Origin of the sequence: Alpinimonas psychrophila (genome assembly GCF_014137865.1) — a bacterium.
Lineage (GTDB): Bacteria > Actinomycetota > Actinomycetes > Actinomycetales > Microbacteriaceae > Alpinimonas > Alpinimonas psychrophila.
In genome coordinates this window covers 577,698-599,676 of sequence record NZ_JACGWU010000001.1, presented here as the reverse complement: position 1 = coordinate 599,676, position 21,979 = coordinate 577,698, and the positions used below count along the sequence as shown (strand labels likewise).

Below are 21,979 nucleotides of genomic sequence, written 5' to 3'. Positions count from 1 at the left end.
TTCTAACGAATTACGCGAAAGCTGAACAGTGCCCTTCGTACAATAGAGACATGGATACTCGCCGCGAAAGACGCCCCTTCGAGGTCATTAGCGACTACGTTCCCAGCGGAGATCAGCCCACCGCCATTGCTGATCTGACGAGGCGTATCAATGCTGGTGAGACGGATGTCGTTCTGCTCGGCGCCACCGGCACGGGTAAGTCTGCGACCACGGCGTGGCTCATCGAGGCCGTGAACCGGCCGACCTTGGTCATGGCTCACAACAAGACTCTGGCCGCTCAATTGGCTACGGAATTTCGCGAACTCATGCCCAATAATGCGGTCGAATATTTCGTCTCGTACTACGACTACTACCAACCCGAAGCGTACGTGCCGCAGACCGACACCTTCATCGAGAAAGACTCCTCCATCAACTCCGAGGTTGAGCGCCTTCGCCACTCCACCACAAACTCCCTGCTCACGCGCCGAGATGTCATTGTCGTTTCCACGGTCTCCTGCATTTATGGCCTCGGCGCTCCCGAGCAGTACCTCAATGCCATGGTGACACTCAACGTGGGGGATCGCTTAGGGCGCGACAACCTGATCCGAAGATTTGTGGCGATGCAATATCAACGCAATGACATCGATTTCTCGCGGGGCAACTTTCGCGTGCGCGGCGACACGATCGAGATTATTCCCATGTACGAAGAGCTCGCCATCCGCATAGAGTTCTTTGGCGACGAGGTGGAGGCGCTCTATAGCCTCCATCCTCTCACCGGGGATGTTGTGGAGAAGCTTGAGTTTGTCTCAGTATTTCCCGGTTCCCACTACGTGGCCGATCCCGACATCATGAAAAACGCGGTCATCACGATACGAGCCGAGATGGAGGTTCGCGTCGCCGAGCTAGAAAAGGAGGGGAAGCTTCTCGAGGCCCAGCGCATCCGGATGCGCACAACCTTTGACCTTGAGATGATGGAACAGATCGGCTTCTGTTCGGGCATTGAAAACTACTCTCGCCACATCGACGTTCGCGAACCCGGCGAGGCTCCCAAGTGTCTTCTCGATTACTTTCCGGATGATTTTCTGTGCGTCATCGACGAATCCCACGTCACCGTTCCCCAAATTGGTGCGATGCACGCTGGCGACGCCTCGCGCAAACGCACGCTCGTCGAACATGGGTTTCGCCTGCCCAGTGCTCTGGATAACCGGCCCCTTCGGTTCGATGAGTTCAAGGAACGCGTCGGCCAGACGGTCTACCTCTCGGCTACCCCCGGAAAGTTCGAAATGGAAATTGCGGATGGCGTCGTCGAGCAGATCATCCGCCCCACCGGCCTGATCGACCCCCAGGTCGTCGTCAAACCCTCCAAGGGCCAAATTGATGATCTGCTGGAGCAGATTCGTGTTCGTGCTGCCAAGGATGAGCGCATTCTCGTCACTACTCTCACCAAGAAAATGGCGGAGGAGCTCACCGACTTTCTCACCGAAGCCGGAGTGCGCGTTCGCTATCTTCACTCCGACGTCGACACTCTGCGCCGCGTGGAACTGCTGACCGAACTGCGTCAGGGCGTTTACGACGTGCTCGTGGGGATTAACCTCTTGCGTGAGGGTCTCGACCTCCCCGAGGTCTCACTCGTGGCCATTTTGGATGCCGATAAGGAGGGCTTCCTGCGGTCGGCGACCTCCCTCATCCAGACCATCGGGCGCGCTGCCCGAAACGTGTCCGGCGAGGTTCACATGTACGCCGACGTGATGACGCGATCGATGACACTTGCTATCGACGAGACTAACCGTCGTCGCGAGCGCCAGGTTGCGTACAACACCGAACACGGAATTGACCCTCAGCCGTTGCGCAAGAAGATTGCCGATATTACGGCCATGCTGTCGCGGGAGGATGCCGACACTGCCGATCTCCTGGCGCGTTCCAGCGGTTCGGGCAAGAACAAGTCCGGCGGCGGCAAGAGCGCTCCCGTGCGCACCGGTATCGGCCAGGAGGGTGCTCGGGAATTGGAAGGCATCATCTCCGATCTGAACACCCAGATGCTGGAGGCTGCCGCACAGCTGAAGTTCGAGCTCGCCGCTCGCTTGCGGGATGAGGTCTCCGAGATGAAACGTGAATTGCGCCAGATTGAGAAGGCAGGGCATGCCTAGTCATGAAGACTGTCCACGAAGGCTGACCACGCCTCAAGCAGTGTCTTTACACTCGTAGACTTGAAGGGTGTCTGTCTCGAAGGTAACCTCTCATTCCACGCTCAGCGTCAAAGGCGCCAGGGTTCACAATCTGCAAAACATTGATCTAGAGATTCCTCGCGATTCTCTCGTTGTTTTCACGGGACTATCAGGTTCGGGAAAGTCTTCTCTCGCCTTTGACACCATTTTTGCCGAGGGACAACGTCGTTACGTTGAGTCTCTTTCGGCCTACGCCCGCCAGTTTCTCGGCCAGGTAGATCGACCCGATGTGGACTTCATCGAGGGTTTGAGTCCGGCCGTCTCCATTGACCAGAAATCAACGAACCGCAACCCGCGCTCGACCGTAGGCACGATTACCGAAATATACGACTACATGCGTCTTCTCTGGGCCCGCATCGGTATTCCCCACTGCCCTGAGTGCGGCGAGAAGATTCAAGCTCAGTCGGTTCAGCAAATTGCCGACCACCTGATGGAACTTGAGCCCGAGACCCGTTACCAAGTCGTAGCCCCCATTGTGAGCCAGAAGAAGGGCGAGTTCGTTGAGCTCTTCGCCGAGCTGGCCGCAAGCGGCTACGCCCGTGCTCTCGTCGACGGCGATCAGATTCAGCTCAGCGCACCACCGTTGCTCAAGAAAAGCTTCAAGCACGATATCTCCGTCATCGTGGATCGTCTTGTTGCTGGCCCGGAACTACTCTCGCGCCTCACCGACTCACTCGAGACGGCCCTCAAACTCTCCAGCGGTACCGTCATGATCAATTTCATCGACGAGGAAGGCGACGATGCGTGGCTGTCCTTCTCCGAGAAACTATCGTGCCCGAACAACCACCCCATCTCCGTGGCCGAGTTCGAGCCTCGCACCTTCTCCTTCAACGCACCGTTTGGATCCTGCCCCACGTGCTCGGGGCTCGGCACTCGAATGTCCGTGGATGAAGACCTCCTTCTCGGCGACCCCGACTTTAGCGTCAACGAGGGCGTCATCATCCCGTGGGCAACTCAGGGCAAGGGCCTCTTTCAGTACTATGAGAAATTACTCACCGGCCTGGCCGATGACCTCGACTTCTCGCTCGACACCCCCTGGAACAAGCTGCCGGCCGGCGTGCGCACGGCCGTCATGAACGGCAACAACTTCAACGTCAAGGTGCGCTGGAAGAACCGCTACGGCCGCGAGGTTGCCTATAGCTCGGGCTTCGAGGGTGTCGTTCCCTACATTGAGCGTCAGTATCTGCAGGCCGAGACCGATGTTCAACGCGCCCGCTGGGCAGAGTACCTGCGTGAGGTTCCATGCATCGACTGTGGTGGCAAACGTCTGCGCCCCGAGGTTCTCGCGGTTCTCATCAACGACAAGTCGATTGCCGACATCGCCGAACTTCCTTTGACAGCTGCCCGTACCTTCATGGATGAGCTCGTCCTCACAGACCGCGAGGCGCACATCGCCGCTCAGGTTCTGCGAGAGATTCGTGCGCGTCTCGACTTCCTCATCGAAGTGGGCCTGACGTACTTGAATCTCGCGCGTGCCGCTGGATCTCTCTCCGGCGGAGAGGCGCAGAGAATCCGTCTTGCGACCCAGATTGGTTCAGGCCTGACCGGAGTTCTCTATGTTTTGGATGAGCCCAGCATCGGTCTGCACCAACGAGACAACCGCAGACTCATCGATACCCTCCTCAAACTCAGAGACCTCGGCAACACGCTGATTGTCGTGGAGCACGACGAAGACACCATCCAGACCGCAGACTGGATTGTTGACATTGGCCCGGGTGCCGGCGTCAACGGCGGCAAGGTTGTGCACTCAGGAGATTACGAGTCTCTCCTGAAGAACACCGAGTCTCTCACAGCCGACTACATTTCCGGTCGCAAGTCAATCGCGATTCCCCCCCAGCGGCGTCAGGCCGAACCCGGCCGCGAAATCACCGTCATCGGCGCCCAGGCCAATAACCTGCGCAAAGTCACGGCCACGTTCCCCCTCGGCCTATTCGTTGCTGTGACAGGCGTCTCTGGTTCGGGCAAGTCATCGCTCATCAACGACATTCTCTATAAGGTGCTTGCCAACAAGCTCAACGGTGCCCGCACGGTGGCCGGAAAGCACACCCGCGTCACGGGCCTGGAAAACCTCGACAAGGTCATCCACGTCGACCAGAACCCCATCGGTCGCACCCCCCGATCGAACCCGGCGACCTACACGGGTGTTTTCGACAAGATTCGCACTCTGTTCTCGGAGACCACCGAATCCAAGACACGTGGTTACCTTCCCGGTCGCTACAGCTTCAACGTCAAGGGCGGCCGGTGCGAGGCGTGTTCCGGTGATGGCACGATCAAGATCGAGATGAACTTCTTGCCGGATGTCTATGTGGACTGCGATGTCTGCCACGGTGCCCGCTATAACCGCGACACTCTGCAGGTGAAGTACAAGGGCAAAAACATTGCCGAGGTACTGAATATGCCCATCAGCGAAGCAGCAGACTTCTTCGAACCCATTTCGTCCATCCACCGTTTCCTCCTCACCCTCGTCGAGGTGGGCCTCGGCTACGTTCGTCTCGGTCAGAGTGCCACGACACTCTCCGGCGGCGAGGCCCAGCGAGTGAAGCTTGCAACAGAGTTGCAGAAGCGCTCCAACGGCCGCAGCGTCTATGTTCTGGATGAGCCCACCACGGGTCTTCACTTCGAAGACGTGCGCAAATTGCTTTTGGTGCTGAACTCCCTCGTTGAGAAGGGCAACACCGTCATCGTTATTGAGCACAACCTTGACGTCATCAAGAGTGCCGATTGGCTCATCGATATGGGTCCGGAAGGTGGCGCCGGGGGAGGCCAGATCATCGCTGTGGGAACCCCCGAAACCGTTGCAAAATCTAAGAAGAGCCATACGGCAACCTTCCTCCGCGAGATTCTCAAGGTCTAACGACGCCTATGGCCGACATGCTCAGCTATCGCCCCAAAACCGGTGACATCCCCACGAATCCGGGGGTGTACCGATTTCGGGATGCGACCGCGCGCATTCTGTACGTCGGCAAGGCCAAGAACCTGCGTGCCCGCCTCACGAGTTATTTTGCTCCGCTGGAAAAACTCCACGAGCGAACTCGTCGGATGGTCACGTCAGCCGCAAGCGTGGAGTGGACGGTCGTCCGTACTGAATTCGAGGCGCTGCAGCTGGAGTTCACCTGGATCAAGGAGTTTGAGCCTCCGTTCAACATCCAGTTCCGGGACGACAAGTCCTACCCTTACCTTGCCTTGACGTTGGGGGAGAAGGTGCCCCGGGTTCTCATTACCCGCAACCACAAGATTCCAAACGCCCGATACTTTGGGCCCTACACGAAGACCTGGGCCATTCGCGAGACGCTTGATCTCATCCTTCCCGTCTTTCCGATGCGCAGCTGCAGTGATGGAATCTATAAGAAAGCGGAGGCAGCAAAGCGTCCCTGCCTCCTCGGTGACATCGGTCGTTGCGCGGCGCCCTGTGCTGGTCGCGTGACTCCGGAAGAGCACCGTTCCATCGCCTTAGACCTTTCGGCCTTCATGAGCGGAAAAAATGATGGACACCTCAAGCAGCTCAAACAGAAAATGTTTGATGCGTCAGAAAACCAGGATTACGAAGGCGCCGCAAAATATCGCGACAACATTGCGGCCCTGGAGACTGTCGCCTCGAAGAGCTCCGTGGTCTTACCCGAAGAAGTTGATGCCGATGTCTTTGGTCTCGCCCGTGACGAACTCTCCGCGGCCGTGCAGCAGTTCATCGTGCGCGGTGGCCGTGTGCGTGGTGTTCGTTCCTGGACTGTGGATATCGCCCTAGACGTAGAGGATGGCGAGCTTGTCGACAATATGCTTCGCGTGGCATATGAGACAGAGGATTCGCCGCCCCGGGACGTCATCGTGCCACTGATCCCCGATGACGAGGATGCCGTTCGAGACTGGCTGACAGAGATTCGTCGCGAACGAACAAGTGACCCCCGCGCAGCACGGGTCAAATTGAGAGTGGCATCCAGGGGCGACTTGGCAGCCCTCGCCGCAACGGTCGAAAAAAACGCAAAACAGGCCCTCATGCTGTTCAAGACCAGACGCAGCGCCGATTACATCTCCCGGAGCAAAGCGTTGGCCGAACTTGAGATCGCTCTCGGTCTGCCAGCGTCCCCGCTCCGCATCGAGTGCTTCGACGTCTCTCACCTTTCGGGCACGCGCATCGTCGCTTCCATGGTTGTCTTCGAAGACGGTCTCGCCAAAAAAAGTGACTATCGCAAGTTCGCCATTCCCGAGGCACGAGACGACACTGACGCCATGCACCAGGTCCTCTCCCGTCGCTTGGCCTACCTCACGGGAGCCGTACAGGACCCGGAGGCTCCCCGCTTCAGCGGGGAAATCGATCCGGTCGCCGAGGGGGAGATTGTCACGACCGTGCCAAAAAAGAAATCCTTCGCGTATCCCCCGGGGCTCCTCATCGTCGATGGAGGACAGCCCCAGGTCAACGCAGCTCAACGGGCCCTCGCCGAAGCTGGCCTCGGCCACATTCCTCTCGTTGGTCTCGCCAAACGTCTCGAGGAAGTGTGGGTGGCTGGGGAGTCGTATCCCATCATCTTGCCCCGCAACTCGGAGGGTCTCTTCCTGCTTCAACAGGTCCGCGACGAGGCTCACCGCTTTGCCATCTCCTTTCAACGAACCAGTCGCAAGCGCGACATCAATACCGTGCTGAATGACATTCCCGGTTTAGGGCCCACTCGCATCAAGAAACTGCTCAGTCATTTTGGTTCTGTCACGGTCTTGAAGAATGCGACGGTGGAAGAAATTGCATCGCTTTCGGGAATCAATCACGCTCTGGCGACAACTATCAAGGATGCGTTGAAGGCTTAGGTCGCCCGGGCGTGTCGCGAGTGAGTAGAGTTTAACGAAGCAAATAAAAGACGAAGGTGGCTATGCCAGAAACGACCAACACCGAGCAAGAGGTGCTCATTGTGACGGGCATGTCCGGTGCCGGGCGTTCAACCGTAGGCAATGCCCTTGAAGACCTCGGTTGGTACGTCGTCGACAACCTCCCGCCCCAGATGCTAAGGCCTTTGGTCGAACTAGCAGAAAAGGCCGGAACAAACCTTCCGAAAATCGCTGCTGTCGTGGATGTTCGTGGTCGCAACTTTTTTGCTGACCTGCAAGAAATTATTCAATCGATTCGTTCGGGCACCAAGTTACGCATTCTCTTTCTTGATGCCACCGATGAGTCTCTCGTTCGTCGCTTCGAGTCCGTGCGCAGGCCACACCCCTTGCAAGGTGACGGCACCATTATTGATGGCATCGTGGCTGAACGTTCACGCATGCGAGAGATGCGAGAAAATAGCGACATGGTCATCGATACCAGCGACCTCAATATTCACCAGCTGGCCACGAATATCACTGAAACATTCGCACAAGAAGACACGGCCGGCGTACGTCTGACGTTGATGAGTTTCGGCTTCAAATACGGAACACCAACCGATGTTGACCTCATTGCCGATGGGCGTTTTCTGCCCAACCCCTTCTGGATGCCGGAGCTTCGGGCATTTACGGGACTCGACAAGGAAGTTTCCGAGTACGTTCTGTCCCAGCCCGGAGCAAGCGAATTTGTTCAGGCCTATGCGGTGGCTTTATCTCCGGTCATGGCGGGCTACCAGCGCGAAAACAAGCGCCACGCCACAATTGCGATTGGCTGCACCGGAGGAAAACATCGCTCCGTTGCACTAGCGCAGGCTTTAGCAATTGAGCTGGCCAAACTTCCTGGTGTCGTTGTTCGCATCAAACATCGCGACCTCGGGCGCGAATAGTTCATTTCAGTTTTCAGTTGGTAGACAGAGGAATTTAGCGTGGGATTAACAGACAACGTCAAACAAGAGCTCATTACCGTTGGTGCCGGCAAGACCAGCGTTCGCACGGCCGAACTCGCGACTATTCTGCGGTTTGCGGGAGGGCTCCACACGATTTCGGGTCGCATTGCGGTCGAAGCAGAACTCGACTCGCAGGAACTCGCAACACGGGTTCGCAAGGATCTAGCGGAGATCTATGGTGTGCGGAGTGAAGGTAAAATCTCTTCCAATTCCGGAGCCAAAACTGCCCCCACCTACCTCGTGCGCGTTGTCGAAGGGGGCGAGACCCTGGCCCGCCAAACAGGTTTGTTAGATGCGAGGCGTCGGCCCATTCGTGGCCTGCCCAATAAACTCACAACCGGAAACCTCGAAGACCTCTCCGCCATCTGGCGCGGGGCTTTCCTTGCGACCGGAACCCTCACGGATCCCGGTCGCTCGGCCGCCCTTGAAATAGTGTGCCCGACTAATGAAGCGGCGATGGCCCTCGTCGGCGCTGCCAACCGCCTTCGGATCGCTGCGAAAGCGCGGGAGGTTCGTGGTGTTCACCGTGTTGTGATCCGTGAAGACGAGGCCATTAGCGCCGTGCTGACGATCATGGGCGCCAAGGAGACCGTTCACAAATGGGAGGAATTGCGCCAACGTCGAGAAGTTCGCGCCACCGCAAACCGGCTCGTCAACTTCGACGATGCTAACCTTCGTCGCTCGGCCCAAGCCGCCGTCGCCGCCTGCGCCCGAGTGGCTCTCGCTCTCGAGATTCTCGGCGAAGATATTCCGGACCACCTCAAATACGCCGGTGCCTTGCGATTGAATTTTCGAGACGCCAGCCTCGACGAGCTCGGGCACCACGCTGATCCCCCCATGACAAAAGATGCCGTTGCCGGTCGTATTCGCCGCCTCCTGGCCATGGCCGATAAGCGTGCACTAGAGCTCGGTATCCCTGGCACAGAGTCTGCTGTACCAGATGACTTCGACGTGGAATAACCCTTTTCGCAAGAGTAAACTGGGGCGTGTGGCCGACGATTATTACGTCCGGCGCACGGCCTCTCAATCAAGGAGATAACACTGTGGCTACATATTCGCTACCGGAACTGACCTACGACTACGCCGCCCTCGCGCCGCATATCAGCGCGACAATTATGGAACTGCACCACAGCAAGCATCACAAAGCCTATGTCGATGGCGCGAACACCGCCCTCGACAAACTCGCCGAAGCCCGCGACGCAGGCGATTTTACCAACATCAACAAGTTGCAAAAGGATCTCGCTTTTCACCTCGGTGGACACACGAACCACTCCATTTTTTGGAAGAATCTCACCCCTGACTCCGAAGAGCGCCCCTCAGGCGAGCTTGCTGCCGCCATCGACGAATTCTTTGGTTCGTTTGACAAATTTCGTGCCCACTTCAACGCTGCCGCTTTGGGCCTTCAGGGTTCCGGCTGGGCATTCCTCGCGTATGACGCCGTGGGAAAGCAGCTCATCATTGAGCAGCTCTATGACCAGCAAGGTAACATTGCCGCCGGTACCGTCCCCTTGCTCATGCTCGACATGTGGGAACATGCCTTCTACTTGGACTACAAGAATGTAAAGGGCGACTACGTCACTGCCTTCTGGAACATCATCAACTGGGCAGATGTTTCTGCGCGCTTCGAGGCGTCACGCAAGGGTGCAGCAAGCGTCCTGCTATTCTCGTAATTAGACATGGGTGTCCTGAGAGTTTTTCAGGGCACCCTCTCTTGTTCTCCCGGCCACATCGCCGGTTGTTCCGAAATGTTCCCTTTCAATTAATGCGAATTAGCCCTCCTGATTCGCCCCCATTTCACTTGGAGACGAAGTGACTGTAAAAGTTGGTATTAACGGTTTTGGCCGTATTGGTCGTAACTACTTCCGCGCCGCAATGGCGCAGGGCGCTGACATTGAGATCGTTGCTGTCAACGACCTCAGCGACACCAAGGTGCTCGCCCACCTCCTCAAGTACGACTCGGTCACCGGTCGCCTTGACGCAGAGGTAAGCCACGACGCTGAGAACATCATCGTCAATGGCAAGAAGATCCGTGTTCTTGCCGAGCGCGACCCGGCAAACCTTACTTGGGGTGCCCTCGGAGTAGACGTTGTCATTGAGTCAACTGGACACTTCACGAGCCGCGTTGCCGCGCAGAAGCACATTGACGCTGGTGCCAAGAAGGTCATCCTGTCCGCGCCTCCCACCGGAGACGACATCGCAACGTTCGTTATGGGGGTCAACCACACGACCTACAACGGCGCAACGGACCACATCATTTCCAACGCCTCCTGCACGACCAACTGTCTCGCGCCGCTGGTCAAGGTTTTCAACGAGGAGTTCGGAATCGTTACGGGCCTGATGACGACGGTTCACGCATACACAGCCGACCAGAACCTTCAGGATGGCCCGCACAACGACCTCCGCCGTGCGCGTGCTGCCGCAATCAACATCGTGCCTTCCAGCACCGGCGCCGCCAAGACAATTGGCAAGGTCCTCCCCGAACTGCAGGGCAAGCTCGACGGATTCGCACTTCGCGTTCCCGTTCCCACCGGTTCGATCACCGACCTCACGATTCAGGTGGAGACACCCGTCACCGCTGAGCAGGTCAAAACTGCCTTCAAGGCTGCCGCCGAGGGTCCGCTCAAAGGCATCCTCAAGTACACCGAAGATGAGATTGTCTCCAGCGACATCGTGACCGACCCTCACTCCTCGATCTTCGATGCCGGGCTCCTGCGCATCCTGGGCAACCAGGTCAAGATCTCCAGCTGGTACGACAACGAGTGGGGTTACTCCAACCGTCTTGTCGACATCACCGAGTACGTCGCAGAAACTCTGTAAATACAGTCTCTGCACCACTTCTAGAGAAACGAGCACTGTTGGCCCTGCGCACCTTGGAATCCTTGGGATCCCTTTCCGGAAAACGCGTCATCGTTCGCTGTGATCTGAACGTTCCACTGTCAGATTCAAAAATTTCGGATGATGGTCGCATCCGGGCGTCACTGCCCACACTGAATGCTCTGCTCGCTCAGGGAGCTCGAGTTGTGATAATTTCGCACCTCGGGCGCCCTGACGGCGCTCCAGAAGCTCGCTTTAGCTTGAAGCCGGCTGCCGAGCGCTTGGCCGAGCTCATCGGTAAACCTGTAGCCTTCGCCACGGACACTGTGGGGGACTCGGCAAAAACGGCCGTTGCCGCTCTCGAAGATGGCGAACTCGCCGTCCTTGAGAACCTGCGTTTCAACCCGGGTGAAACCTCCAAGGATGCCGACCAGCGGCGGGTTTTTGCCTCACAGCTTGCGGCGTTTGGCGATGCCTTTGTTTCCGACGGCTTCGGTGTCGTTCACCGCAAACAGGCCAGCGTTTTTGAGCTGGCCGAACTTTTGCCCAGCGCCGCTGGCCTGCTGATAGAAACGGAACTCAAAGTTCTGGATCGTTTGACGGAGAACCCCGAGCGCCCCTACACGGTCGTTCTCGGCGGTTCCAAGGTCAGCGACAAGTTGGGCGTCATTGCTCATCTCCTGCCCCGGGTCGACACTATATTGGTCGGTGGCGGAATGGTCTTTACGTTCCTGGCGGCGGCTGGCCACAAGGTAGGGGCGAGCCTTCTAGAGGTTGACCAACTCGATACGGTTCGTGGCTATCTAACCGATGCTGCCGAACGCGGTGTTGAAATTGTGCTTCCGACCGATATTGTCGTCGCCGCCAAGTTTGGGCCAGACGCAGACTTCGTCGTCACCCCCATCGACGGCATTGAAGATACTCCCTTCGCGGAAAAAGGCCTGGGACTCGATATTGGCCCGGCAACGGCCGAAGACTTCGCCCGTCGCATCCGTGCTTCCAAGACGGTATTCTGGAACGGACCGGCTGGCGTGTTTGAATTCCCTGCTTTTGCCCAAGGAACGCGTGCTATTGCCGCAGCGCTCACTGAAGTCGACGGCCTCTCGGTCGTTGGTGGCGGCGACTCGGCCGCTGCCGTTCGCGTTCTTGGCTTCACTGATGACCAATTTGGTCACATTTCAACCGGAGGCGGTGCCAGCCTCGAGTTCCTCGAAGGCAAGCGTCTGCCAGGCCTGGAGGTCCTCGGATGGTAACTGTACGCACGCCCCTACTTGCGGGCAACTGGAAGATGAACTTGGATCACCTCCAAGCCATCGCTTTCGTTCAGAAGCTGGCGTGGACGCTCAAAGACGCCCACCACGATTACACCCAGGCCGAAGTGGCCGTCTTCCCGCCTTTTACCGATCTCCGCAGCGTGCAAAACCTGATCGCGGCGGACAAGCTCGACATTGTCTACGGTGGCCAAGACCTCTCGGCTCACGATTCCGGTGCCTATACCGGCGAGATTTCCGGCGCGTTTCTCGCCAAGCTTGAGTGCACCTACGTCATTGTGGGCCACTCCGAGCGACGCCAGTACCACGGTGAGAACGACGAACTCTTGAATGCCAAGGTCAAGGCTGCGCTCAAGCACAACGTTGTTCCCGTGTTGTGTGTCGGGGAAACGGCCGAGGACCTCGAGGAATTTGGTCCGAGCGCCGTGCCCGTAGCTCAAATGCGCGCTGCCCTCGCCGGAGTTTCCGCTGACGCAAATATTGTCATCGCCTACGAGCCCGTCTGGGCAATCGGCTCGGGGCTCGCGGCAACAGAGGAGCAAGCCGAACAAGTCTGTGCCGCTCTTCGCGTTGCTTTGGCCGAAGAACTCGGAACAGACGCGGCGGAGCGAACCCGAATCCTCTATGGCGGTTCGGTGAAGTCAACGAATATTGCGGGGTTCATGCGCCAAACGAACATCGATGGCGCCCTTGTCGGCGGGGCTAGCCTCGACGTGGCCGAGTTTTCCAGCATTGCTCGATTTCAAAAGCACGTCATCTAGTCAGATATAGTTACAAGGCGCACTGCGACAGTGTTCGTCGGGTGTACCAAGAACGTGTGAAAGGTTTTTTCTGTGGAGATCCTCCAAGTCATCATGCAGGTCCTGCTGGGTATTACCAGCCTCCTGCTGACGCTCCTCATCCTGCTGCACAAGGGACGTGGCGGCGGTGTCTCCGACATGTTCGGCGGCGGTATGTCATCAACCCTTGGTTCTTCCGGGGTCGCCGAGCGAAACCTTAACCGCATCACCATCATTTTGGGCCTCATCTGGATCACGTGCATCGTGATCCTGGGCCTCATTACTAAGTTTCAAGGAGCATAATGGCCTCGGGCGGCAGTGCAATTCGGGGTTCGCGCGTTGGCGCTGGTCCCATGGGCGAACAAGATCATGGCGTTCACGCTGATCGCGTAGCGGTCTCATATTGGGACGCGTTGGGGAACCACACGCAACGTTTCTTCTCGGCAACTCTTCCCGAGGATGAAATCCCCGAGACTATTGACAGCCCCCAGTCGGGCCTTCCTGCTGGTCGCGATCAAGCCAATCCTCCTCAGCTCGCAAAGCTCGAGCCCTACAAAACGCACTTGGCCTATGTCAAGGAGCGTCGCACGACCGAAGAGGCCGAGCAGATTCTTGATGACGCCTTGCACCAGCTCCGCGTTCGTCGCGGCACCGCCAAGGCGTAATCAAAAACGTACTCAAAAGAAATGTCTTCACGTCTTAAACGCGAGGACATTCTTTTGCTTAATCCAACGGGAGGGCCGGAACGGCCGAACGGAACATTGAGTGAGACGTCGTTTAAGCTCTAAAGCCGCGCCGCTGCCGCAGCATCCGCAAAGATAACCGTCTCCAGGGTTCCGTGAACACCACTCACGGGCGCTGTGGCGGGATCTGAGGCATGGAACGCCTGATGAACAGCTTCGGCCTTGTCGGCGCCCGCGGCGACCACCCAGACCCGCGCAGACGCGTTGATAACCGGCAACGTGAGGCTTAGACGTTCGGCGGGTGGCTTGGGGGAGTCACGAATGGCAATGACCGAAGCGTTCTTGGCCGAAATTCCCCCGAGTCCGGGGAAGAGGCTTGCCACGTGCGCATCCGGCCCGACCCCGAGAAAGGTGATGTCGAAGGCTGGTGTACGGAAGGCTTCCGTGCCGTTGAAGGTTGCGCCGAGAAAATCGGCACGCTTCAAGGCGGGAGCAAAGCTCTCTAGTTCTGATTGGTACGCCCGCGCCGCTTGATCAAGGGTGAGTCCAGCATCCGACGCAGGAAAGCGGTGCACGTTATCAGTGGGGATGGGAACACGGTTCAACAGCGCTTGTGCCGCCTGGCCCTCGTTTCGGTCGGAGTGACCGGCCGCAACCCAGCGCTCATCGCCCCACCACACGTGAATGCGCGACCAATCGAGACGATTCTCACCGTCTAAGGGGCGAAGAAGACCGATTCCGATCGTCCCTCCCGTGAGCACGACATGAACCAGGGCTTGAGTTTCGAGCAGTTCCGAAACCACGCTCTCAAAACGCTGATCGATGATTGCAATCAGGGCTTCGGGACCTGCCGCCACCATCAGTTCGCGCGTCACGCCGTGGTCAACGCGAATAACGCCTTCGCCCGAAACGGCACTCACGAAAGTTACGCCTTAACGCTGACGAGGGGGATGCCCTCTTGAATGACGCGGCCGTAGACCGTATCGGGGTCTAGTCGACGCAACTCCTCAGAGAGGCAGTCACGGAGGTTGCGCAACGGCATCGAGATGTCGTGGGTGGGCTGGTTAGGCTGGCTCAAGCGCGCGATTCCTGGTTCAACGCGTTGGAGCTGGATTTCACCAGAAGCGCGGACGAGTCGAACTCCTAAGATTCCCTGCCACGTGCTGGACTTGTGCCCGTGATCACAGGACACCGGCACCTTGAGCTGAAGCTGCAGCCAGGCGGCCAGCAACTTGGCTGACGGGAAATCGAGCGTAGACGTCACGTGAGCCTCGATAATCGGCTCGTAGGGCGGCTGATCGAGAACGGCGGCGAGTTGCGTGCGCCATAACGTGAGTCGCGTCCACGCGAAGTCCGCATCGCCCGGGGAATAGGTCTTGGCCAGCGCCTCAATCGTGGCAATGGGATCAATCTGCGTGGCCGCATCCGTGATGCGACACTGGGAAATTTGCCCCAAAGACGACTGGGAAACGATCGCGGGAGCCTTGCCAGGCCACCACGCCACGACGGGGGCGTCGGGCAGCAGCAGGCCCATCACGAGACCTTGCGGGTCGGAGGCGACATCACCATAGGCGCGCAGAACGATGACATCGCTTGCCCCGGCGTCGCCGCCGACCCGCACTTCGGCGTCGAGACGGTTTGTGATGCCCGTGGATTCCTCGGGAATGCTCACCACAATGACGCGCATGGGATGTTCCCGCGACGCCTCGTTGGCGGCCGAAATAGCCTCTTCTTCTTCACCGGGATGCGTTGCGATAAGCAGGGTCAGCACCCTCCCGAGCGCAACAGCGCCACCTTCTTCACGAATCTTGACCAGTTCCTTGGCAACCTTGGCGGATGTCGTGTTCGGGAATTCGACGATCATGGACGTCTCCAAACTCGGCCGTCACGGGCCATCATTTCGTCAGCGGAGGAGGGGCCCCACGTTCCCGGGCTGTACTGCTCGGGTTGTCCTTGAGCACGCCAGAACTCCTCAATGGGGTCGAGAATCTTCCAGCTCAATTCCACTTCCTCATGACGGGGAAACAGGGGAGGATCGCCCAGGAGGACGTCAAGGATAAGGCGCTCATAGGCCTCGGGGCTGGCCTCAGTGAAAGCGTGGCCATAACCGAAGTCCATGGTCACATCGCGCACCTGCATGCCGGCGCCGGGCACTTTAGAACCGAAGCGAATGGTGACACCCTCATCAGGTTGGACCCGAATAACGAGAGCATTTTGTCCCAGAGCAGACGTCTGGTGGTCAGCAAAAAGATACTGGGGTGCGCGCTTGAAGACGACGGCGATCTCGGTCACTCGTCTCCCGAGCCGCTTTCCCGCCCGAAGGTAGAAGGGCACCCCGGCCCACCGACGGGTTCCAATGTCGAGACGCATGGCCGCATACGTTTCGGTCATGGACTCCGGGTTCATGCCGTCTTCCTCCAGAAAACCGACGACCTTTTCGCCGCCTTGCCAGCCGCTCGAGTACTGACCGCGAGCCGTAGCAGCACCCAAGTCCTTCGGAAGGCGAACCGCTGCCAAGACTTTCTCTTTCTCGGCACGAAGATCTTCCGCGTTAAAGGAGATGGGCTCCTCCATTGCGGTCAAGGCCAGGAGTTGCAGAAGATGATTCTGGATGACGTCTCTGGCGGCACCAATGCCGTCGTAATATCCGGCGCGCCCCCCGACACCAATATCTTCGGCCATGGTGATTTGCACGTGATCCACGTGCTCCGCATTCCACAGTGGTTCAAAAAGTTGATTAGCAAAACGCAACGCCAAGATATTCTGAACGGTCTCTTTGCCGAGGTAGTGATCGATTCGAAAGACCGCGTCCGGCGGGAAAACGGACTCCACAACATCATTCAATTCGCGCGCCGTCTTGAGGTCACTGCCGAAAGGTTTCTCAATCACCACGCGACGCCATTGGCCCACGACCTGTTCGGCGAGACCAGACCGACGGAGCTGCTCCGTCACTTGGGGAAATGATCGCGGGGGAATCGACAGGTAGAACGCATGATTCCCCATGGTTCCTCGTTTGCGATCCAGCTCCTCAATCGTGGACTTCAGACGGTCAAAGGAAGCGTCATCGTCAAACGTCCCTTTAACGAAACGGATGCCCTTCGCAAGCTGCTTCCAGACGTCCTCTTTGAACTCTGTCCGGGCGTATTGCTTGACGGAGTCATGCACGACCTGAGCAAAGTCCTCATGAACCCAATCACGCCGCGCAAACCCCACGAGGGCAAACCCCGGGGGAAGCAGTCCGCGGTTCGCCAGGTCGTAAACCGCCGGCATCAATTTCTTGCGTGACAGGTCTCCCGTCACACCAAAGATGACGAGCCCGGAGGGCCCGGCAATGCGGTTCAGCCGACGATCCTCGGCAACGCGAAGGGGGTTGAATTCGGGTGTGATGTCAACAGGCGACATTAAACTCCTTGTACAGGTTGAACCGAAGTTGGGGAACGCCGAGTGATCTAGTTGAATGCTTCAAAAAGTGACGTCAGGTCAGCTTCTGGATGAGTGAGCGTCAGCGTGAGCACGGGGCGACCGTGGTCCGCAAGGACATTCGCGTCTCCCGCAGCCTGAGCAGCAATGAGCTCCCCAAAGGTGAAGGGACGCTCGGGAATGACAACCTCAAATTCGGAAGCCTGAAGGATCTGGATGAAGACCCCTACAGCCGGTCCACCCTTGTGGAATTGCCCGGTGGAGTGCAAGAACCGTGGCCCCCAACCAAAGGTGACGGGGCGCCCAGCTCGAGCCGCAACGAGCTGACGGACACCCGAGAGCTGTGGCATCGCGACACGGTTGACATACGCGTGAATAGAGACGTAGCCGTTTTCGGGGACTTCGCCCAGAATCGCCGAAATGGCATCTCGTACGGTCGATGCCTCGCCCAGAAATTCACCGTGCGCCCGAACTTCAATACCATCCGCCACAAAAATGGGCGCGGTTGGCGCCGGGCGGGAATCGAGAAGGCTGCGCGACGCAATCTTTGCCGATTCGACATCGGGCTGATCAAACGGGTTAATTCCGAGGATGCGGCCCGCGATGACCGTCGCGTATTCCCAGACGAGGAATTGCGCGCCCAAGGTGCCGGAAACCAGGATCTCACCTTCGTGCCGATCGCGGTTCAGCAGGTGGTGCTCATGGGCGTCCTCTACGAGGCGCACAATCTGCAGATCCGGAAGATTCTCGCTGAGCTCGGGGGCCACAACATCCAGCACAACGGGAAGGATCCCGGTGCCTTCCTTGCCGGTGGACTCCGCGATGAGTTGCTCGACCCAATCCGGGAATCCGACGAGGTGAGTACCATCGGGGACAAGCCCTAATTTGTCCCGCAGGGGGATCGTCCCGGCAATGGCGGAACCGAGAATAAGACCCGGGTTGTCTTCGTTGTCGATGGCGAGGAGAAGCATGATGGCTTCGGCTTCATCAAGAAGCTCACCCACGTTGACCCCGGCGAGGCCCGAGGGCACCAACCCGAATGCCGAGAGTGCCGAGTATCGCCCGCCGATATTGGGATCCGCGTTGAAGACGCGATAGCCCGCGGCACGAGCCGATACGTCCAACGGTGACCCGGGATCGGTAACGATGATGATGCGCCCAACCGGATCGATACCAGCCGCGCGGAAAGCACCTTCATAAACACGACGCTGCGAATCAGTCTCTACAGTCGATCCCGACTTGCTCGAAACCACCAAGACCGTGGATTCCAGACGATCCGACAGGGCATCGGCAACCTGTCCGGGTTCCGTTGAGTCCAGAACCGTGAGTTCAACACCGGATGTCCGGGTGATGACCTCAGGCGCGAGGGAGGATCCGCCCATTCCCGCCAAAACGATGTGGGTCAGCCCCTGAGCCCGGAGCTCATCACGCAGCGCTTCGATCTCGGCGACCAGCGGACGAGACACAGCAACAGACTCCGTCCACCCCAGACGCACCGCTGCCTCATCGACAGCAGCGACACCCCAGAGGGTTGGGTTCAGATCGGTAATACTCGAGGCCACGAGATCAGCGACGAGAGAGGGAAGATGACGGTTAACTGCTTCTTCGGCCGCCCCCGAGACACGAATGCGAAAACTCATTTTGCGCCTTCCATGGCAATGCGAACGGTATCCAGGAGTTCGCCCCACGAGATGATGAACTTTTCGACACCCTCTCGCTCGAGCTGAGCGGTGACATCATCAATGTCCACACCAACCGCCGCGAGAGCAGCGAACACGGCCTCGGCATCGCCGTAGTTGACGGTGATGGAGTCGCCCGTGACGATTCCGTGATCGAAAGTAGCCCGAAGCGTCTTTTCGGGCATGGTGTTCACGACCCCCGCGGCCACGAGTTCCGTGACATACAGAGTGTCGGGAAGCGACGGATCTTTGACACCGGTCGAAGCCCAAAGGGGACGTTGCGGGTTCGCACCAGAGGCGAGCAATGAGACTGCTCGCGGTGTGTTGAACTCGTTCTCAAACAGCTGGTACGCGAGACGTGCGTTGGCAATTCCAGCCTTGCTCTTGAGCTCAAGCGCCTCAGGAGTTCCGATTTTGACAAGACGCGCATCAACCTCGGTGTCAACGCGTGACACGAAGAATGAGGCAACGGAGTGAATTTCTGCCAGGTTGATACCGGCAGTGCGGGCCTTTTCCAGCCCGGCAAGGTAAGCATCGATGACGTCCTTGTGACGGTCCAGGCTGAAAATCAACGTGACGTTGACGCTAATACCGGCACCGATGACCTCGGTGATGGCATCGAGACCTGCGAGCGTAGCGGGAATCTTGATGAGCGCGTTCTCGCGGTCAACCTTTGCCCAGAGGCGTTTAGCCTCGGCGATCGTTCCGGGAGCATCGTGCGCAAGGGTGGGGGATACCTCGATGGAGACGCGACCATCGACACCGTTAGTGGCGTCGTAGATGCCACGGAACATGGTGCAGGCGTTCGCCACGTCATCCGTTGTAATTTCGAAGACTGCTTCATCGGCGCTTACGCCGGCAGTAGCGAGCTGCGCAACCTGGTCGGCGTAGCTTCGACCATCGGTCAAAGCGCCAGCGAAGATGGTCGGGTTCGTGGTTACGCCGACGACATTCATCTCGTCGATGAATCTCTGCAAGGAACCAGACGTCAGCGCCGAACGAGAAAGGTCATCGAGCCAAATGCTAACGCCTGCGGCGGAAAGGTGGGTGGTGGAAGTTTCTGACATGTGTTCGTGTACTCCTAGCTAAGGGTGAAAAAGGATTAAAGTGCGGCGATGGATTCGTGCGCTGCCGCAACGGCATGGTCGGTAGTGATCCCAAACTTGCTGAAGAGGGTTTTGTAGTCAGCAGAAGCACCAAAGTGCTCGATTGAGACGCTGCGACCACGGGTTCCCACGAGCTTGTCCCACGTGAGGGCAAGGCCGGCCTCAATCGAGACACGAGCCGTAATGGCGGCGGGCAAGACACTTTCTTGGTACGCAGTAGATTGCTCGTGGAACCACTCGAGGCAGGGGACCGAGACGACACGAGCGTGAACACCCTCAGTAGCAAGTTGCTCGCGAGCGGCAACCGCGAGCTGAACCTCGGATCCCGTGGCAATGAAGATGACATCGGGCATACCGTTGGCGGCATCGATGAGCACGTAGGCACCCTTCGCCGTCTCGCGAGCATGAGCAAACGTGTCGCCGGTGGCAACGCCGTCACCACGTTCGTACACAGGAATGTTTTGACGGGTCAACGCAATTCCTGCAGGACCTTCGCGGCGCTCCAGAATGGTCTTCCAGGCGTAGGCGACCTCATTGGCATCGGCTGGCCGAACGACATCCAGTCCGGGAATGGCCCGCAATGTTGCAAGCTGTTCAATCGGCTGGTGAGTGGGCCCGTCTTCGCCGAGGGCAACAGAGTCGTGGGTCCAGACGAAGATCGAGGGCACCTTCATGAGGGCCGCCAGACGAACCGCTGGGCGCATGTAGTCACTGAAGATGAGGAACGTTCCGCCGAACGCGCGGGTCTTGCCGTGCAAGACGATGCCGTTCAGGATGGCGCCCATGGCATGTTCGCGAATTCCAAAATGCAAAACGCGACCGTAGATGTCTCCGGTCCACTCATGGGTTGACCACTGCGCGGGAACAAAGCTCTTGTTTCCTTCGATCGTGGTGTTGTTCGACTCGGCAAGGTCAGCCGATCCGCCCCACAGCTCAGGGATAACGGGCCCGAGGGCGTTCAATACCTTGCCGGATGCGGCGCGGGTCGAAACCTCGGTTCCCCCCGCGAAGACGGGCAGTGCTGCTTCGACACCGGTCGGAAGGGCACCGGTCTCGAGGCGATCAAAGAGTCGTTTGTTTTCGGGGTTGGCGAGCGCCCAGGCATCGAAGCCCTTTTGCCATTCGGCACGCGCGTTGGCCCCACGAGCAAGAGCGCCGCGGGTGTGGGCGATGACGTCGTTAGAGACAGCGAAGTTCTGCTCGGGGTCAAAGCCCAGAACACTTTTGAGTCCGGCGAGTTCCTCGGCGCCAAGGGCAGACCCGTGAATCTTGCCGGTGTTCTGTTTTTTGGGCGACGGCCACCCGATGATGGTCTTCAGAATGATGAGCGAAGGTTTGTCGGTGACACCCTGGGCTGCTGCAATCGCGTCGTTGAGGGCGGCTACGTCTTCAACGTACACACCGGTCTTCTTCCAATCGACCGTCTGAACATGCCAGTCGTAGGCCGCGTAGCGCTTCGCCACATCTTCGGTGAAGGCAATGGTGGTGTCATCCTCAATCGAAATCTGGTTTGAGTCGTAGATGGCAATCAGGTTGCCGAGCTGCTGGTGGCCGGCAAGAGAGGAAGCCTCTGCCGTGACGCCCTCCTGCATGTCGCCATCGCCCGCAATCACATAAACAAAGTGATCGAAGGGGCTCATGCCGGTGTCAGCCGTGGGGTCGAAGAGGCCGCGTTCGAAACGGGAAGCGTAGGCGAAGCCCACGGCCGATGCCAGGCCTTGGCCGAGGGGACCGGTGGTAATTTCGACCCCTTTGGTGTGACCGTATTCCGGGTGGCCGGGAGTGAGGGAGCCCCAGGTACGCAACGCCTTGAGGTCTTCCAGATCAAGACCGTAGCCGCCCAGATACAACTGCACGTATTGCGTCAACGAAGAGTGACCGACGGAGAGAATAAAGCGGTCACGGCCAACCCAGGTGTCGTCGCTGGGGTCACGGCGCATGATCTTTTGGAAGAGGAGATATGCCGCGGGAGCCAAACTCATCGCGGTGCCGGGGTGGCCATTTCCTACTTTCTCAACGGCATCCGCAGCAAGAATCTTGGCCGTATCTACTGCTTTGCTGTCGAGTTCATTCCAGTCAAGATGTGCCATGTGTTGGTGGCCCTTCGAGGTGTCGTTTTTCAGCGCGAAGATTATTCGCAGGAAATGTTGGGAAGAACATGACACCGACAAGCCAGTGACCACTCGCACTGAGTGGAAATTCAGAGAATGTTCCTGCCAGGGGTCACC

17 protein-coding genes are annotated in these 21,979 nt (G+C 58.3%); 11 read left to right on the top strand and 6 right to left on the bottom strand.

Features of this window, described 5'->3' with window-relative positions; translation table 11 throughout:
- The first annotated feature begins 50 nt into the window (after positions 1-50).
- The 11 genes from uvrB (at position 51) to FB555_RS02695 (ending at position 13,528) form a co-directional block, all read left to right on the top strand.
- The gene (gene uvrB / locus FB555_RS02745) at positions 51-2,126 is read left to right on the top strand and encodes an excinuclease ABC subunit UvrB (RefSeq protein WP_182483891.1); all 2,076 of its coding nucleotides are present in this window, start codon (positions 51-53) and stop codon (positions 2,124-2,126) included.
- Positions 2,127-2,193: 67 nt separating this feature from the next.
- Entirely contained in the window at positions 2,194-5,058 is a 2,865-nt protein-coding gene (gene uvrA, locus FB555_RS02740; protein WP_182483890.1) for an excinuclease ABC subunit UvrA, read from the top strand.
- An 8-nt stretch (positions 5,059-5,066) separates the two neighbouring features.
- Complete coding sequence (gene uvrC, locus FB555_RS02735) at positions 5,067-6,998, top strand: excinuclease ABC subunit UvrC (RefSeq protein ID WP_182483889.1); 1,932 nt, start codon at positions 5,067-5,069, stop codon at positions 6,996-6,998.
- Positions 6,999-7,060: 62 nt separating this feature from the next.
- A complete protein-coding gene (gene rapZ / locus FB555_RS02730) occupies positions 7,061-7,939 on the top strand; it encodes an RNase adapter RapZ (protein WP_182484267.1) in 879 nt (292 codons plus the stop codon).
- A 39-nt stretch (positions 7,940-7,978) separates the two neighbouring features.
- A complete protein-coding gene (gene whiA / locus FB555_RS02725) occupies positions 7,979-8,959 on the top strand; it encodes a DNA-binding protein WhiA (protein WP_182483888.1) in 981 nt (326 codons plus the stop codon).
- An 83-nt stretch (positions 8,960-9,042) separates the two neighbouring features.
- Positions 9,043-9,669: a Fe-Mn family superoxide dismutase gene (locus tag FB555_RS02720; RefSeq protein WP_182483887.1), complete on the top strand. Its 627-nt coding sequence runs from the start codon at positions 9,043-9,045 to the stop codon at positions 9,667-9,669.
- A 139-nt stretch (positions 9,670-9,808) separates the two neighbouring features.
- On the top strand, positions 9,809-10,816 hold the full coding sequence (gene gap, locus FB555_RS02715; RefSeq protein ID WP_182483886.1) for a type I glyceraldehyde-3-phosphate dehydrogenase: 1,008 nt from the start codon (positions 9,809-9,811) through the stop codon (positions 10,814-10,816).
- A gap of 38 nt (positions 10,817-10,854) precedes the next feature.
- On the top strand, positions 10,855-12,066 hold the full coding sequence (locus FB555_RS02710) for a phosphoglycerate kinase (RefSeq protein ID WP_182483885.1): 1,212 nt from the start codon (positions 10,855-10,857) through the stop codon (positions 12,064-12,066).
- Positions 12,060-12,845 carry a triose-phosphate isomerase gene (tpiA, locus tag FB555_RS02705; protein ID WP_182483884.1) on the top strand — a complete coding sequence of 262 codons (786 nt, stop codon included), beginning with the start codon at positions 12,060-12,062 and terminating at the stop codon, positions 12,843-12,845. Before FB555_RS02710 ends, tpiA begins: the two co-directional genes overlap by 7 nt.
- Before the next feature lie 72 nt (positions 12,846-12,917).
- On the top strand, positions 12,918-13,166 hold the full coding sequence (gene secG / locus FB555_RS02700) for a preprotein translocase subunit SecG (RefSeq protein ID WP_182483883.1): 249 nt from the start codon (positions 12,918-12,920) through the stop codon (positions 13,164-13,166).
- Positions 13,166-13,528: an RNA polymerase-binding protein RbpA gene (locus tag FB555_RS02695; RefSeq protein WP_182483882.1), complete on the top strand. Its 363-nt coding sequence runs from the start codon at positions 13,166-13,168 to the stop codon at positions 13,526-13,528. The genes secG and FB555_RS02695 overlap by 1 nt, the downstream gene beginning before the upstream one ends.
- Before the next feature lie 119 nt (positions 13,529-13,647).
- Here FB555_RS02695 and pgl read toward each other — a convergent pair whose 3' ends face one another.
- The 6 genes from pgl to tkt are packed head-to-tail and all read right to left on the bottom strand — an operon-like array spanning position 13,648 to position 21,841.
- Positions 13,648-14,466, bottom strand: a complete 819-nt coding sequence (gene pgl, locus FB555_RS02690; RefSeq protein ID WP_182483881.1) for a 6-phosphogluconolactonase — start codon at positions 14,464-14,466, stop codon at positions 13,648-13,650.
- 5 nt (positions 14,467-14,471) lie between these two features.
- Positions 14,472-15,410 (bottom strand): glucose-6-phosphate dehydrogenase assembly protein OpcA, encoded by a 939-nt coding sequence (locus tag FB555_RS02685; protein ID WP_182483880.1) that lies wholly within the window; start codon positions 15,408-15,410, stop codon positions 14,472-14,474.
- Positions 15,407-16,948, bottom strand: coding sequence for a glucose-6-phosphate dehydrogenase (zwf, locus tag FB555_RS02680; protein ID WP_182483879.1), 1,542 nt, complete (start codon positions 16,946-16,948; stop codon positions 15,407-15,409). The genes FB555_RS02685 and zwf overlap by 4 nt, the downstream gene beginning before the upstream one ends.
- Positions 16,949-16,995: 47 nt before the next feature.
- Positions 16,996-18,606 carry a glucose-6-phosphate isomerase gene (locus tag FB555_RS02675; RefSeq protein WP_182483878.1) on the bottom strand — a complete coding sequence of 537 codons (1,611 nt, stop codon included), beginning with the start codon at positions 18,604-18,606 and terminating at the stop codon, positions 16,996-16,998.
- Positions 18,603-19,712, bottom strand: coding sequence for a transaldolase (tal, locus tag FB555_RS02670; RefSeq protein ID WP_182483877.1), 1,110 nt, complete (start codon positions 19,710-19,712; stop codon positions 18,603-18,605). The genes FB555_RS02675 and tal overlap by 4 nt, the downstream gene beginning before the upstream one ends.
- A 35-nt stretch (positions 19,713-19,747) precedes the next feature.
- Positions 19,748-21,841, bottom strand: coding sequence for a transketolase (gene tkt / locus FB555_RS02665; RefSeq protein WP_182483876.1), 2,094 nt, complete (start codon positions 21,839-21,841; stop codon positions 19,748-19,750).
- Positions 21,842-21,979: the final 138 nt, after the last annotated feature.

Excerpts from the sequence above, each read along its gene's own strand:
- uvrB (WP_182483891.1), top strand. The coding sequence starts at position 51 with ATGGATACTCGCCGCGAAAGACGCCCCTTCGAGGTCATTAGCGACTAC.
- tal (WP_182483877.1), bottom strand. The coding sequence starts at position 19,712 with ATGTCAGAAACTTCCACCACCCACCTTTCCGCCGCAGGCGTTAGCATT.
- tpiA (WP_182483884.1), top strand. The coding sequence starts at position 12,060 with ATGGTAACTGTACGCACGCCCCTACTTGCGGGCAACTGGAAGATGAAC.
- FB555_RS02685 (WP_182483880.1), bottom strand. The coding sequence starts at position 15,410 with ATGATCGTCGAATTCCCGAACACGACATCCGCCAAGGTTGCCAAGGAA.
- rapZ (WP_182484267.1), top strand. The coding sequence starts at position 7,061 with ATGCCAGAAACGACCAACACCGAGCAAGAGGTGCTCATTGTGACGGGC.
- uvrC (WP_182483889.1), top strand. The coding sequence starts at position 5,067 with ATGGCCGACATGCTCAGCTATCGCCCCAAAACCGGTGACATCCCCACG.
- tkt (WP_182483876.1), bottom strand. The coding sequence starts at position 21,841 with ATGGCACATCTTGACTGGAATGAACTCGACAGCAAAGCAGTAGATACG.
- FB555_RS02675 (WP_182483878.1), bottom strand. The coding sequence starts at position 18,606 with ATGAGTTTTCGCATTCGTGTCTCGGGGGCGGCCGAAGAAGCAGTTAAC.
- FB555_RS02695 (WP_182483882.1), top strand. The coding sequence starts at position 13,166 with ATGGCCTCGGGCGGCAGTGCAATTCGGGGTTCGCGCGTTGGCGCTGGT.
- zwf (WP_182483879.1), bottom strand. The coding sequence starts at position 16,948 with ATGTCGCCTGTTGACATCACACCCGAATTCAACCCCCTTCGCGTTGCC.